Annotated in this window: 5 protein-coding genes and 2 pseudogenes; 3 read left to right on the top strand and 4 right to left on the bottom strand. The window is 60.3% G+C overall.

The genetic code is table 11. The annotated features are described in order from the left end of the window. Positions 1-272 (bottom strand): annotated as a pseudogene (locus LCM4577_RS24770) (IS21 family transposase); the annotation flags it as partial. A gap of 206 nt (positions 273-478) precedes the next feature. Here LCM4577_RS24770 and LCM4577_RS24765 point away from each other — a divergent pair. After that, positions 479-885, top strand: a pseudogene (locus LCM4577_RS24765) (SMC-Scp complex subunit ScpB); the annotation flags it as partial. A gap of 452 nt (positions 886-1,337) precedes the next feature. Here LCM4577_RS24765 and LCM4577_RS24760 read toward each other — a convergent pair. Both LCM4577_RS24760 and LCM4577_RS24755 read right to left on the bottom strand, forming a co-directional pair. Further along, positions 1,338-3,980 (bottom strand): AAA family ATPase, encoded by a 2,643-nt coding sequence (locus tag LCM4577_RS24760; protein WP_042643618.1) that lies wholly within the window; start codon positions 3,978-3,980, stop codon positions 1,338-1,340. Between the two features lie 48 nt (positions 3,981-4,028). Then, complete coding sequence (locus tag LCM4577_RS24755; RefSeq protein ID WP_071073932.1) at positions 4,029-10,016, bottom strand: DUF3320 domain-containing protein; 5,988 nt, start codon at positions 10,014-10,016, stop codon at positions 4,029-4,031. A gap of 325 nt (positions 10,017-10,341) precedes the next feature. On the opposite strand from LCM4577_RS24755, the gene LCM4577_RS24750 reads away from it, so the two are divergent. Next, on the top strand, positions 10,342-11,601 hold the full coding sequence (locus LCM4577_RS24750; RefSeq protein ID WP_042643614.1) for a DNA repair exonuclease: 1,260 nt from the start codon (positions 10,342-10,344) through the stop codon (positions 11,599-11,601). Then, positions 11,598-14,942, top strand: a complete 3,345-nt coding sequence (locus tag LCM4577_RS24745) for a YhaN family protein (protein WP_083354847.1) — start codon at positions 11,598-11,600, stop codon at positions 14,940-14,942. The genes LCM4577_RS24750 and LCM4577_RS24745 overlap by 4 nt, the downstream gene beginning before the upstream one ends. A gap of 134 nt (positions 14,943-15,076) precedes the next feature. On the opposite strand, the gene LCM4577_RS24740 is transcribed toward LCM4577_RS24745, so the two are convergent. Beyond that, positions 15,077-15,429: ATP-binding protein (locus tag LCM4577_RS24740; protein ID WP_198541083.1), on the bottom strand; the 353-nt coding region annotated here is incomplete at its 5' end.

Raw genomic sequence — 15,429 nt, 5'->3', positions numbered from 1 at the left:
TCCCAGAGGATGAGCAAAGTGACGCCGGGCTTCTTGAGCTCGACCGCAAGATCGGCCCAGTTCGGCTCCGTGCGTCGCCGTGTTCCCTGCTTGACGCCGTTGCGGCTGAAAAGCTTGTTCTCAAGCGCATCGTCGGTCAGTTCGCCCGGCAAGGGCCAGGTCAATCCAACTGCTGCCGCACGCTGCAGGTTATCCTGCACCGTGCTGCGCGCTATCCCCAAAATGACTGCTATCTCGCGGGAGCTCGTCCCGCTTCCGGCAAGCCGAAGCATTTGTCTCAATTGTCTCATGGTCAGCCTTCTCTTCGCCGGCATCAAAATCTCCCCGTTTACCGCGGGGCACTTGATGCCAAAGTTGCTGACCCAGGAGGTAATCTTCAGTGCCGAAAACTGGCCGGTCTTTGATCGGAATGCTGGCCGGCTTCAAATCGGAACGGTGGCCGGTCTTTGATCGGAATAGCGGCCGGCTTCGCGTCGGAATCCGCACCGAAGTCGCCGGTCGCCCCTACGAGCTGGTCGCGATCACCGGCGGCTGGCAGCACCGGACCAAGAAGGCTTTTGGCGACGTCATCTGTGCATTGCCTATTTCCAGCCGATCACGCGCTGCGAGCTGTCGAGCTTCTTCGGCAAGGAGGTGTCGCGCGATCTGATCGGCGTGCTGCGCGCACAGGACCTCATCGCCTCCGGGCCGCGCAGCCCGCAACCGGGCGCGCCCTACACCCATGTGACGACGAGGAATTTCCTGTCGCAGTCCGAGCTCGAAACGCTGCGCCTGCTGCCCGATTTCGAGGCGCTCGAGGATGCAGGGTTGCTGTCGAAGGAGAAGCTGCTGGCGGGCGACATTGTGCCCGAGCTTACCGATGCGGGTGACGAACAAGTTGAGTAAAGATGGGGCGCGAAGAACCTTTGCGATGGACATCTCGACAGTCAGTGGAGATCTCCTCAAGCGTACCGGCGACGTAGGCAAGAATTCGCGGACCTACGCTGCCGTGCATGTCGTCGGAGGGAGCAGCGTTGCTTCCTATGCTTTCCCGCGCGCATCCTATGAATTTCAACTGGTGGCCGAAACCCTTCCCGCCCCAGGCAAGACGGTTAAGCCTCATTACGTTCCGAGCTGAAGGGGCGCATCCGCACAGTTCGCCTGCGGATCGCCCTCCATGTCGACCAGAATGTGACCCCGCTCTATGCATCGGCCGCGCCTTATGATCGACGCAAATGCCCCGTCAGTCGCAGTCAGAACACGGTTAAATCCGTGAGGGGCATCGGCTCAAAATGAGCCGCAGGGTTTGCCAAGAACATCTGTGTGACCTGTGGCCTGAGTTTCAGCAGTGGCAAGTATTATTTCTTAGGCCTCATCTGTGGGCGAGCTGCCTCGGCGGCTTCGCTCTCAGCCTTGAGGTCTGAGATCAGGGTCTCGAGCTCAGAAATATGCTCGGCGAACTCATGGGGAAGGGGAACGGACACCGTGTCAGCCGCCGGATTGTCATGACTGTGGGTATTCGCGCGCGTCATGCCCTCATGGAATCGAATTGCCAGCGCGTCTGGGAGTCGAACATAGCGCAACAACTGGGTCTGGATGACGTCCGTTCCCCGCCGGACTATGTCCCGGAAGACCACTTCCTCGACAACGCGCTCGTAGGTGTCGCGCAATCGGCCATAGAGGTTCTTCACCTGATACTCGTAGTCCGCCGGGCTAACTGCATGGAGCTTTGCCAATGGTGCCGCGTCATTTTTCAGTCGGCCGATGCGTTTGGCGACATTCTGGCCCTTCCAGGGCATCCCCGCCGTATCCACCTTGCCCGCGGCAGCCTTGTCGCTGAACAACGCGACCGTAACGGGTTCGATGCCAACCTGATCTGCCGCGCTACAAAGCTCGTTGAAAAAGACAATATCGTGCGTGAACACGATGACCTGTCGCTTGGACGCCTCCTCCGCAATCCGCTGAGCAACCTTGGCGCTTCGATCACGATCGAGAGACGAGACAGGATCGTCAATCACGATCGGTCCTGAGCCGTCGGTCAACGCGACTTCGGTCAGGAACCCGGCAAGTGCCAAGGCACGCTGCTCGCCTTCACTGAGAATCTCCGAGGTGACCTTCGTAAGTCTTGTCTTGGGATCGACCTCGAATTCCGCCTTCGTCTGATTGCTCTTGCGTGCAAGGCCCACGTTGAGGTGCATGATGTCGAAGCGGGCCCTTTCGGAATCAAAACGCTTGATGACTGCTGTTGTCAGATGGGCGTCGACCAACTCATTTGCGCGCTGCGTAATCCCACGAGTTTGAACATCAGCCAGAGCCTTCGAGTAGGCATCGTCAACAACGTGCAAATCCCGTCGCGCCGTGAGCTTCGCTCTGTTGATGGCAAGCATTTTTCGGTCGTCAAGCTCAGCCTTCTCGGCCTCGAGTTTGGTTCGTTCTTCGGTATTGGCGGCCTGTGCAAGCCCGTCTTTCTCCGCCTTCAGTCTGAGCGCGAAAGCCTCCATCTCTTCCATTGGCAGGGTGAGAGGAGCAACGGTGCCACTTTCTTCACCCTGCAATCTTGCGAGCGCCTCTGCTCGCCGTGCGACCGCTGATCCCTGGAGGATTGCGAGCACGCTCGCCAACCCCTCGTCGCGTTTTCCTACCTGTTCGAGACGATCGGCAAAGTCGTGGGCGCCAAGTAGAGCCAGGCCCTGGAGACCCCTGAGGGCATCTTCGACCACTTGCTCCGCCTTTCGAGCTGCGGCATCGAGGGTGTCGTCCATATATTTCTGAAAGCGCTGCATTCGAGCAACACCATCCGACAAAAGCGGCTGCTGGCATAGCACGCATTCTGCCACCCCGTCGTCGGCCACGAGAACCGGGAAGTCCTTGTCCTTATAGGCCTCTTTCACCGAGTAATTGCGCGCCGCAGCCCAAAGCGCTCGCCATGCATCACTCCCGACGCCTGGCAGCGGCTCGTCAGTGAACAACTCGCCAGCCGCTAAAGTCGCGGCTTGGCGTGCTGCGACTGCTGAGGCGCGGAGCTTTCGGAGCTCTTCCAGAGCGGGATCGGCGAAAGCCGATCCCACCTCCTTGACCTCCTGGATGAGGCCGTCAATCCACTTCGAAAGCGCGTTTACGTCAGCGACTGCGGCAGCACCGGCGGAAAGGGTAGCAGTGAGTTCATCAAGACGCTTTTGATCGTTCTCGGCAAACGTCGTTGCCGCCTCAATCTGTGCGTCAGGGGTGGATCTGTTCAGCTGACCGTTGAAGATCTGGGCTGCGGTATTGCGCTGGATGGGGAACGTGATCGCGCTCAGTTCGACTTTGTTGCCGACCTCCTTTGCCCGTTCTGTTTCAAGCTTTTCCTTCAAGGTTATGCAGACTGCGTTCAGCCGATGCGGCAGAGCTAGTCCGAAAGGAAGAAAGCGTATCTGATTTCCGCCGTCGACATATAGCTGAGCCGAGGCCGTGTCGAACACCGCAACCTGCATCAGCTGCGATGAGGCTGCATTGCCCGGCGACCAAGGAATTACCAGCTCACCTTCGCCGGCATCGATCACGATGTCAGCTGACTGAGGGCCGGGCGTGCTTCCGTAGACGTCGGCAAGAACCTTGAGCTTGGCTTGGTTTTCGACGCGCGTCCGGCAAGCGGTACGAAAGATGCGAACAAAACCGCTTTTGCCGCTCCCGTTCCGGCCATAAACGATCGTCAGAGCCTTTGGACAGAATGTAAGTGATGCCTTTGACACCAGCCGATTGACGTTCTCGACATTGGCGATGCGCTTGAGGACGATCGGTTGATATTCTCCATTCCCGAAGTGGGCTTTGGTAAACGGTACCGGGGAGGGCGGCGGCACTGTGAGCGCGAAGCCGGCCGCATGCTTGACCATGGCCAGCAAAGCGTCGATGTCATCATCTGTTAGCTCATTCGAGATCGCCAGCCGCCGCAGCGCGTCCTGCTTCCAGGCTGAGAGCTTTGTCGACCAATCGACAACATCATCAATTGGCGTGCCCGCCATGGTGCTACCCCCCAAAAAAAATTTAGCGTGTTTCTGTAGGATTCGAGTCTATGAGGATCCAGTAAGATGTCGCCTCGCCTTTAAGATCGCTTCCTCCAATCGTGCACGAGAGACCGCCGCAAGGCGCTCAACACCCATGAGATGGGCCATATCGCGTGCAGGATCGGCCATATCGAGGAGTCCGGGATTGTCGACTATCACTGAGGCCAATTCAGCCAGCGGTATGTCGCCAATCGAACGTCGGCCTTCGTCATTGGCGGGTTGACGATAGGCCAAGAAGTCCGAAATCCCGCCCTTCTTCCAAATGAATTCGCCGCTCGACTCCAGCGTGCGATCCAAGTCCCTCAGATGCAGGTCTATCCTCTCGCGGATGCGTCCACCCGTGCGGAGCCACCCATGTGCCCGGGCTATGCGCTGGGCGAGAACGTCTGTTCGCACCGGGCTTTCGGTCTCGACGATCGCCGCGACCATGTCCTGCAGCGTGGTCCTGTAGCTGAACTCGAAGAATTGCTCGGGGTCCACCCGGAAGGCAGTGAGATCGGTCACCCGGTAACGTCCCTTCTCGACATCTCCTTGGACCGGCTGACCCCCCATCGTTGAAAATGTTCCAAAGCCCGAAGGCTCGATAGCTGAGGGAACATTTGCCGAGACCAGTTCGACCTCGGACGTAGTCGGGAGAGGCAGAGGTTCCTCGATTGAGACCGGCGCCTGGTCAATGGGCTCGCTTGTCGGCTCGACCTGTTGACCCATTTCCCAGCGTGTCACCTCCTCCGTCTGTTCGCTCGAACGACGCGCCCGACTCTCCTCAAGCAGTCCCTCTAGGCTGGTATGGAGGCGCTCAGCACAGCCCTTCGCGTCGAACCACCAGTCCGTCGACCACACACGAAAGATGGTCCAGCCAAGCCCTCTAAGCACCTGCTCGCGGACCTTGTCGCGGTCCCGTGCCGTCGCTGACCTGTGGTAGGTCGCTCCATCGCATTCGACCCCTGCCAGATACGCTCCTACAAGATCCGGGTCGCGGATGCCCAGGTCTATGCGGAAGTCGGAAATCCCGACTTGCGGGACGACGATCCATCCCCGCTGTTCCAAGTGCTCAGCGACTGCCTCCTCGAACGGCGAATCGAAACCGCCGACAGATCCAAGATCCTGGGCAGGCAAAGCGATCGGGCCGCGTTCGGCATAGTCGAGGAATGTCTTCAGGTGTTGAACTGCGATCGCCTTGCTTCGCGACGGATCAATCTGGTCCGCGGTAAAGCCGGAGAAGATGATGAGTTCCTGTCGCGCACGAGTCACCGCCACGTTGAGGCGCCGCTCGCCGCCATCTCGGTTGAGAGCCCCGAAGTCCATCGCCGGAGGCTTTCCGGAGCCGTCCTTGTAGAACGTGATCGAGAACAGGATAACATCCCTCTCATCACCCTGGACGTTTTCGAGGTTCTTTACGATCGCGGGCTCGACCCGATCTTCGGCAAAGAACCATTCGAGTTCCGGATGATCCCGGCGCGCGGCATCGAAAAGGTCCAAGATCAGCGATTGCTGTTGCGCGTTGAATGTGATTACGCCGAGCGTCGGCCGGCCATTCTCCGGCAGCGCCAGCCAGCCCTTCATGCGACTGACGGCCTCGCTGACGACCGCCATGGCCTCGATCTTGTTGGTGCGGCTCTTGCCGCGGTCGTAGATGCCGTCAGGCACCCGGTGCAGCCGCACCGCACGATCATCGACCGCCGGCGAGGGGAACGTCACCAGGCGGTTTCGGTAGTAATGATAGTTCGAGAACGCGATCAGCGACTCGCTGCGGCTGCGGTAGTGCCATCTGAGATCGCGCACCGGAATTCCGGACGCCCTTGCCTCATCAAGAATGCTTTCCAGGTCCTTCTCGTAGTCGGCAATCTCCTCGTCGTCCTCGTTGCGGCCGAAGAAATTGGTCGGCGGCAGCTGCTTGGGATCGCCGACAATAATGGTCTGTCGCGCCCTGGCTATCGCGCCCACTGCATCCCAGGTGGTGATCTGCGAAGCTTCGTCAAAGATCACCACATCGAACAAGGCCTGGTTTGGAGGAAGGTACTGGGCAATCGATAGCGGCGACATCAACATGCAGGGCGCAAGCTTGGCAAAGCTCTCAGGCATCTTACCGATCATGTCCCGGATAGATTGACTTGGCCGCTGGAGCTCCATCTGGTGCCGCAACAACCCAAGTTCGGAATTGCGCGACACGCTTTGTACAGAAGGAAGCCCATGCGCGAGCGCGCTGACCACGCGCTGAGTGGCTTGTGTGCGCACAAGATCGTCGATCTCGCGAAATTCCGTAATCGCGTTCTCGTGCTGGAACCTGCGGAAATTTCGTAATACCGCGTCCCCGTCGAGAACCTTCGGCAGCCACCATCTTGCGTAGCCCACCCGGAAGGCCGGGCGCGCCTTGTCGGCGGCTATCGCTCCCGTCTCGATCTGCTCAACCAGAGGTGCCAGGTCGCGTTGGATCGCCTGCCTTTTCACCCGGCACCATTCCGACCAATCGCGAAGCAGGTTTCGAGCGTCCGCTAGCTTAATCAGCTTGGCTCTGAGCGCTTCAAGGCTAGGACCATCCGTGGGGTCTGAAATCTCCCGAGCCGAAACCTCGCCGAATTCCGATCGCACGGCGTCGAACTGCTTGGCGGCTGCCAGCAGCCGGTCACCCGCCTCGCGCAGTCGGTCGTTTTCAAGGGTGCCACGCAGACTTGGTGCGACGGAGCGAACGACGGCCCGAAACTCGTCTTGGCTCCGTCCAGGAATGCGAAGTGCCGCGCGGAGACGCCGGGCGGAATCGAGTATGCTCGCGACAGCCGCCACGTCCGTTGTCAGACCTTCGATCGGTAGCGGCTTGCCCGCCAACGGGCTTTGGTCGACCTGAGCTACAAACTCCCTCATCCGGCGGAGCAGAGGAAGGTGCGTGCCAGGGTCCGCGGTACCACGCTGTATGCGGCTTTGAAGCAGTTTCTGAACCTTGCGCTTGCCGAGGGCCGATCTCGGCCAAAACGATTCTGTCGCCTCACGCCATTGGCGGTCCAGAACATCCAAATCGAGGTGCCGGACGGTCGCGACGTCGTAGGTGGCGGAGAGGCCGCGCTCGCTCTCGCGATAACCCCCGATCGCGCGTTCCAACTCGGCAAGCGCTTCCCCGAAGGTCGAGAAATCTCGGTCGTATGCAATCGAGATATCGCGGTTGCGAGTTTGAGACAGAACCAATGCCAAGCCTGTTAGCGACTGGAGTTCCGTATGCGAGAACGTCTCACTAGGCGAAAGACCAAGACTGGACTGGTAGTCCCGTATCGATGCCGTCAATTGCCCGATGGCGGAGTGCAGGGACGTCGCGGCGGCCAGCAACCTTAGTTGCCAATCGCTGCTCCACTCTCCCGCATCGATCAGATCCAACGCTGGCTGACGTTCGACCGACGCGAACACCAGGCCGATTTGCGCGGCCAACTCCTCCAGGTCAAGAAGAGTTTGCGCATCGTGCCCATCGGACGACTGCCACGCGAATGCCGGCGCAGCTTGGTCGTTCGACTTCAGCGCTATGCCCAACGCCAGATAGGGCGTCCATCCGTTTGGATAGCGTTTGTGAAGCGCCTCGACATAGGCATTCAATTCATCCCGACGCAGGCGAAGCCGCTCGTTGACTGCGATCCATTGAAACGCGTCGGCGTTACCTCCGTGCTCCCACGAAGCCTTCAGTTGCGCCAGAAAACGTCTCCGATCGGCCTTGTTCGAGTGCAGTTCGATGCAGTGGTTGCCAAGTCCGTGCTCCCGCAGCCGGCGGTAGACGACATCGAGTGCGGCCGTCTTTTCCGCCACGAACAGGACGGTCTTGCCTACGCCCAGACAGTTGGCAATCATGTTAGCGATCGTCTGGCTTTTTCCCGTCCCGGGCGGCCCGACGATCACGAAGTCGCGCCCCTCGGCTGCCGCTAGGCTGGCGGCGGTCTGAGATGAATCGAGGGGAAGGAGGCTTATGATGGCGGAGGGTTCGTAAGCGCGGTCCAGCTCGGCCTCATCACGAAAGGCTGATTGACCACCCGAGTTCTCGAACGCCTGCTCGGGCGTGTCGATGAGATGGCGAACGACCCTGTTCTGTCGCAGTGCATCGGTTCGCTCGACAAGGTCCTTCCACATCAAGAACTTTGCGAAAGAGAATGTCGACAAGGCGGTTTCGTCGATGACCTCCATTCCAGGAACATCGCGGACCGCCTGTCGCATGGAGGATAGGATGCGCGGCACATCGATTCCGCTGTCGTCGAGCGGCAAATCGCCGGCGAACTGCGGAAGGCGAAGTTCGAACTCCCGCTCGAGGAACTGGAGAAGGGTGGCGTTGAACCGCGGCTCGTCTTCATGGAAGCGGATCGTGAAGCGCGAGCTCGCGCTGCGCCGCTCAAGCCGGACCGGCACCAAAAGCAGTGGAGCTCGATAGCTGCGCTCATCTTCGGGCTTCTTCTTCCAGCGAAGGAAACCCACGGCTAGGAACAGCGTGTTTGCGCCACCCTCGGCGAAGTCATTGCGCACTTGGCGGTAGAGATCGATCAATCTGGCCTCAAGTTGACGGACGTCCAGCGTTGAGGCGAGCTCATCCCTGAGCAGCGCTTCAGCCGCGAACCCGCGTTGCAGATCGCGACCATGGACATCGCGATAGAGCTCCGCGTCTCGCTCCCCCAAAGGGTTCTGCTCGGGCAAGGAAATGAGACGTACCGCGGCGCCATTCGCCAACCTGTCCTCGAGATAGGCGACGTCAGTACACAAGAAAGGGATCGTCTTTTTCGAATCGGGAAAATTGAGAAGGCGGTTTCTAAGCGTCAGGTCGAGCAGCTTTTTCTGCCAGCGATCGATGCGACCAGCGGCTGTGGTTGGCTTTATCTCGACGGCCTCGGCTGGCATTGYGCCAATCGCTGGCGCTGCGGGAAGCGGCAAAGCCGCGACGGCCGCAGACGACTCCTCATCGGTGGCATTGCGCCGGATAGGCTCATGCGAGGCGAGGGGCGTAATGCCGCCGCTGCGCGATCGCCTCACGTCAATGGCTGCAACGAATGCATGCGCCTGTTCTTCCGCGAGCCGGATACCGAGCGCATTCTGCGCCGCCTCGAATGTGAGCGCGGGCCGGTGAGTGACGCCTGTGGTTTCAAACGCGATGAATTCGCGGGACGCAAGCGCCTTGCGGATCTCCATCTGGTCTGGTTCAACCGCGTTGGCGAAGGTTCGCTTAGCCAGCCAGACGCCGACAGCTGCATGCCCGTCAAACATCAGCACGGCCGGGTGCAGGCCGGCAGCTTCAAGGGTGGCGGCAAACAAAAGTGAAGTATCCAAGCAGGTCGCCAGGCGTTCCTCGGCGGTCGTCGTGGGACGCCTGATCTTTTGCCCGCGGCTCTCGAAGCTCGCCGGAGGTTCGGYATAGTGCAACCCCATGCCAGTGATCGCAGAATAAACGGCTGCAGCCAACATGTATGCTCGCTGCGGGTTTTGCGACTGATACCCGTCAAGGCCACTGGGATGCCCATGCGCGGCAAGGCGATCGGCTGMCGCTCTCAGGATCGGCGCAACGCCAGGGTCATTGGGCATGACGAAAGCCGGAAGCAATTGCGCCATGTCGGCGACGCCGCCCCACTCGTCGCGCGCGAGCAGCCGGACCGTCACGCGTCGTTCGTCCAGGACCTCGCCAGCCGCAGAAAGGCGCAAGGTGATTTCGCCGCGCTCGGCCTCGTTCAAGCCAGCAAGATATGCGGAATCGAGCTCGACCTTGCGGTCGCTCAGTTGAAGCCTATCGCCAGGAACGAGACGGTCAACTGCCCAGGTCTTCGGTCTCAGAAACGACGGCGATGAGGTGAGTTCCAGGCGGCAACTCTCTAGGCTGCCGGCGGTGTCGTTATCCAGTCGGATAGACCGGATTACCGGAATTGCGTTCTGATAGGATGCATAAGTGAAGCTGGATGCGACGTCGGCGATTATGCTCGGGGCCGACGAGGGTTCGGCTACCGCATCACCATTTGTTACTAACTCTGAACTATCAACAGATTGCATTTGACCCCAGCCCCCACATGCAGACTAGCAATTTTTTCAGGATATAAAAGGGTCTTGCCGGTCACGCGAATACAATCGCGTTGTTTATCCACGCGATAGTTGGGTCGGCCAAGAAAAAGGGGAGGGAAGCGAATGCACCGTCAGAAAGGGCGGTCGGACCCTAATTTCGCGACCTCACTCACCAGGACTGTTGCGGAACGCTGCCGGACTTTGATACCGAGACCCAAGCTGTCTTCACCGTGCGCCATCACGGCCCGGCTAGCTAGATTGACTTAGGGCCAGCATTTTGCCTGAGCTTTTCGTTCAGGCCCGGAGAGTCCTTCGAATGGCATTTCGATTTGTTCATACGGCCGACATCCATCTCGACTCGCCACTGCGCTCCCTTGCGCTGCGCAATCCGGAGCTTGCCGAGCTGGTCGGAGATGCCAGCCGTCAGGCGTTCATCGCCGTCGTGGATTTGTGCCTAACGGAGCAGGTCGATGCGCTTGTGATCGCCGGCGATCTTTATGACGGCGACCAAACCTCGATGAAAACGGCACGCTTTTTGGCCTACCAAATGACGCGCCTTCATCAAGCCGGCGTCAGGGTCTACATGATCCGCGGCAATCACGACGCCATGTCGCGCATTACCAAGCAGCTCGTCTTGCCAGACACGGTGACGATCTTTGGCGGCCGCTGCCAATCTGTGGTGCAGCCTGGCTCCGGGATAGATGTTGCTTTCCATGGGTTGAGCTTCGCCAGCCCCAAGGCGCCCGAAAGCCTGCTGCCCAAATATGCTCGCCCCCAGGAGGGAGCTGCCAACATCGGCATCATGCATACAAGCCTGGCTGGTTCCCCGGGCCATGACGTTTATGCACCTTGCAGCGTCGCCGACCTTCACGGCCACGGCTTTGACTATTGGGCGCTTGGCCATATCCACGTTCGTCAGGTCTATTCCGGCGCGAGCACGCTCGTGATGCCAGGGATTCCTCAAGGGAGGGACATCAATGAGGCGGGCGAGAAATCGGTCACGCTGGTCACCGTTCGCAACGATCGCTCCGTCAAGATCGAGGAGAGGCTCACCAGTGTCGCGCAATTCGAGCGTGTGGGTGTCGATCTGACGGGGACAGCCGAATGGAGCGAGGCTGTCATCCGCATCCGGGCAGGCCTGGAACAAGCCCGAAAGGAGGCCAGATCGCGCTACCTTGTTGCCCGCCTCGGTTTGGTCGGCACCTCCGCCCTTTCATGGTCGCTGATGCGCGACCGAGACCTGGCTGTCGCGGAAGCCGAGCAGGCGGCTGAGCAGGTGGGCGACACCTGGGTGGAGAGGCTGGATCTTGATCTTTCGGCGCCCGTTCTCAGAGATTCGGGCAACGTTGCCGATCCCACCTTGGAGCTCGCAGAGTCCATGCGCGCCAATGCGGGGTCAGAAGCATTTCGATCCGAAGCGCGGGAATTCGTGTTAAAGACGATCGCGGACCTGCCCCCCGATGCGAGGGGTTTCGCCGGCAAGGATGAAGCGGGGCTGGAACGGTTTCTCGACGATGTGCTTGCCGGAGGCGTCGACCTGGTCACGGCGAGGCTCAAGTCAGGTGCGACGCGATGAGATTGCGGCGCCTCGATCTGACCCGCTACGGCAAGTTTACCGATAAGGCGATCGATTTCGGGGAGAAGCCTGTTTCAGGGCCCGATCTGCATATCGTTTTCGGGCTGAACGAGGCCGGCAAGTCGACGGCGCTTTCGGCCTACCTTGATCTGCTCTTCGGCATCGAGGAGCGTAGTCGGTATAATTTCCAGCACGACTATAGCTCGATGCGCATCGGCGGGCTGCTCGAATTCGAGGGGCAGGCGCTTGCCGTTTCCCGCACCAAAAGCCGCAGCAATTCGCTGCATGATGCCGAAGGCAGGCCGCTGAGCGAAATTGCCATTTCGGCGCAGCTCGCCGGACTCTCGCGCGAAGCTTACAGCAGCATGTTCTCGCTCGATGACGAGACGCTGGAAGCGGGCGGCAAGGCGATCCTTGAATCGCGCGGCGATCTCGGCAAGCTCCTTTTCACCGCCAGCGCCGGACTCGGCCACGCCAGCGATGTCCTGGCGGCGCTTGAGGCGGAGGCCGACGGGCTCCACCGCAAACAGGCCCAGACGACCGAAATCGCGCTKCTGAAGAAACGGTTTGCGGAACTCAAGTCACGCAAGGAGGCGATCGACACGCTGGCCTCGACATTCGAAGCGCTTGAGGCGGAACGGGCGGAGGCCCACGAAAAGTATGACCGCAGCCTGGCTGAACGCGCGGCGTTGTCGGCGCGGCTCGCCACGATCGAGCGATATGCACGCGCCGCGCCACTTCTGGCCGAAATAAAACGCAAGGCAAGCAGGCTGGCTGAACTGCCGGACATGCTGTCTCCTGCCAAGACCTGGAGTGGTAGCGTACCGGACTTGATCGGCCAGGACGCACGCTTAAGAACCCGTCTGCACGCCAATGCCGATGAGATCGATCGTACAAAGGCAAAGATCGAAGCAATCGCTATCGACGAGGCCGTGCTGACGATCTCGGAGCAGGTGCGAGCACTTGCCGACCGCAAGGCGCGCTATCTATCCGCGGGCATGGACTTGCCGACCCGTAAGATGGAGGTCCAGCTGCTCGACCAGACCGTGGCTAGCTGTCTCGGCGCGCTTGGCAGGTCAGCCGAACAGGATCCGTCCCGGCTCATCCTGCCGGCCGTTGTGGTCGGCACGCTTCGCACCATGGCCGAACAACGCTCCGGCATCACGACGAGCCTGCGGATGGCCCGCGATGAGGCCGCTGCCGCGCTCGACGGGCTCAATGCGGCCCGAGGCCGCGTTGGCGAGGAGAGGGCGGTGCCCGAGCCCGCAAGAGCCAGACTGATGGCAGCCGTGTCGGAAGCCAAGGCCAGCGGTCATAAACGCGAAATCGCAGAGGCGGTGGCGTTCGAGGACGAGCGGCAAACAGGGCTGGCCGATGCAATGCGGCGCCTTCGGCCTTGGTCGGGGGATGCGGAGGCACTTTCGAAAATGCCAGTTCCGCCGCCGATGCAGATGGCTGCCTGGAAAACACTGGCCGCGGATCTTCAAAGGGACAAGGCAGTCTTTTCCGAGCGTCTGGTTGAGCATGAACAAAGTCGAACATCTACTTCGTTGCGGCTGGCTGCTGTCCGCGCCTCGGCCGAGATCGCCGACGATGACACAGCCGCAGCCATACGACGCGAGAGGGACGAGGCCTGGCGAAATCACCGGGCGGACCTCAAGGTCGAAACCGCAGACGTGTTTGCAGCAGCACTGGCCAGGGACGATCATGTCGGAGCGGCTCGATTGGCCCATGCGGGCGAGCTCGCGGATTTGCGCGCAATCAGGCAGAAGGCGGCCGAGACCGAAGCGACAATAGAGCGCGTAAGCTGCCAACTCGCGGGTGTGGCCAAGCGCGCGGAAATTGCGTCAATTGAAATCAAGCGAATGGCCGGCACCTTGCTTGAGGACTGCCAGGAGCAGTCGCTCGACCTCTTGATCGGACTTCTGGAGGAGCGGCTGTCCGCACACGCTGACGCGCTTGGCGCTTTGGACGACATCCTGCTCGCGCGCGCAAGGATTGGACGCGCGACGGCCGAAGGAGAGCGGATCCACCTCGGATTGGCCTCGGCTCTTCGAAGCGTTGGAATTCAGCCGGAAGCCGGTGAGGCCATGGAGACCATGGTGGTCGCGGCCGAGCGCTTTCTCGACAGGCAGGCGAAGGTCGACGCGGAACGCGCGGAAGCACTGAGGAGCGTCGCCGCGAAGGAAGAGGAGCTGGCTGCCAGGCGACTCGCTGTTGAAATTGCCGAACGGCGAGACACTGCATGGCAGGCTGACGTCAATGAAACGCTGAAGGGCACCTGGCTCGAAGACGGCGTCGCCGGAACCGGGCTTGGAAGCGTGCTCGATCAGTTGTCGGAGCTCTCAAAGGCCCTGCAGGATCGCGAGGGAATGCGTATGCGCATAGGCAAGATGGAAGCGGACAGGACTGGATTTGCTGAAGAGGTGGCCCGGCTTGGTGCGCAGGCCGGGGATCCCTCAAGCGAGGACGCGCCGGAACAGGCGAGCGTCAGGCTGACCAAGCGTCTGGAGCAAGCCGAGCGCGCCCGTGAGGCGAGGGCGAATCTCCTGGTTGATATTCAGAAGTTACAAGACGCTCAGGAGGCGTTGAACGCCGAGATCGCGGCACACGAGACGACCAAGCAGCAAGTGCTCGACGCTTTCAGGGTGGAAACTCTTCCCGAAGTCGCAGAGCGGGATGAACGGCTTCGCGAGCGAGATGGTCTGCAGAGCGCTGTGGCCGAGCTTGAAGAACGACTGACGAGCGAGCTCGCCCTCGAGGACTTCGCCCAGGCGCGCTCATTGCTGGAGAGCGTCGATCTCGATGGGCTGGCAATTGAAAAGGCCGAAATCGAGCGACGCCTCGCTGACCTCGATGAAGCCATACAACAGCAACTCGTCCGGCGTACTCGAGCGACCGACAAGCTCGACGCGATTGGCGGCGACAGCCAAGTTGCCCGGATCGATGCGGAGCGCCGCACAGTTCTTCTCGAAATCGAGGAGAAGGCTGCTCGTTACATCGAATTGAAACTTGGGGTGATGTCGGCGGCAAGCGCGCTCCGGGTCTACCGCGAACGTCACCGCTCCGGAATGATGAGCGAGGCCTCCGAGGCTTTCGCACTGATAACGCGCGGCCGGTACACAGGCTTAACGACCCAGCCGATAAAGGGCGGCGAGGTCCTCATCGCGACCCAGAATGATGGCCAGTCAAAGGTCGCTGACGCTTTGTCGAAAGGCGCGCGATTCCAGCTCTACCTGGCTCTACGGCTCGCCGGATATTTCGAGTTTGCCAAGCTCAGGCCATCTGTTCCCTTCATCGCCGACGACATCATGGAGACCTTCGACTGCGTATTCCGATGAAGCCGGCCACCGATTCCGATTTGAAGCCGGCCAGTCATTCCGATTTCATTCCGGYCACCATTCCGATTTGAAGCCGGACGTTTTTCGGTCTGATCCTGGGTCTCGTTGATGTTTGGGTTGGGTTTTGTTTCAGGTCAAGCTTCGGTGTTTTCGGAAGCGACTAGCGGGCGCTGTTTTCGCATGCTTTCACCGGTGAGATCGATGYGGTAGGCGTTGTGAACGAGGCGATCCAGGATGGCATCGGCAAGAGTCGGGTTTGCAATAATCTCCCACCAGCGATCCACGGGCACCTGACTTGTGACGATGGTTGAGCGTCGCTCGTAGCGGTCCTCAATGATCTCCAGGAGATCGCGACGTTGGTCGTCATTGAGCTTTTCCGGTCCCCAATCATCGAGGATCAGCAGGTCGGTCCTAGCAAGAGATTTGAGGATCCTGCCGTATCGCCCGTCGCCTCTCGCAAGCGAGAGAGCGGCGAATAGCCGGGGAA

The sequence above is a fragment of the Mesorhizobium sp. LCM 4577 genome (genome assembly GCF_001854795.2).
Classification (GTDB): Bacteria; Pseudomonadota; Alphaproteobacteria; order Rhizobiales; family Rhizobiaceae; genus Mesorhizobium; species Mesorhizobium plurifarium.
This window is presented reverse-complemented; position numbering and strand designations above follow the sequence as displayed.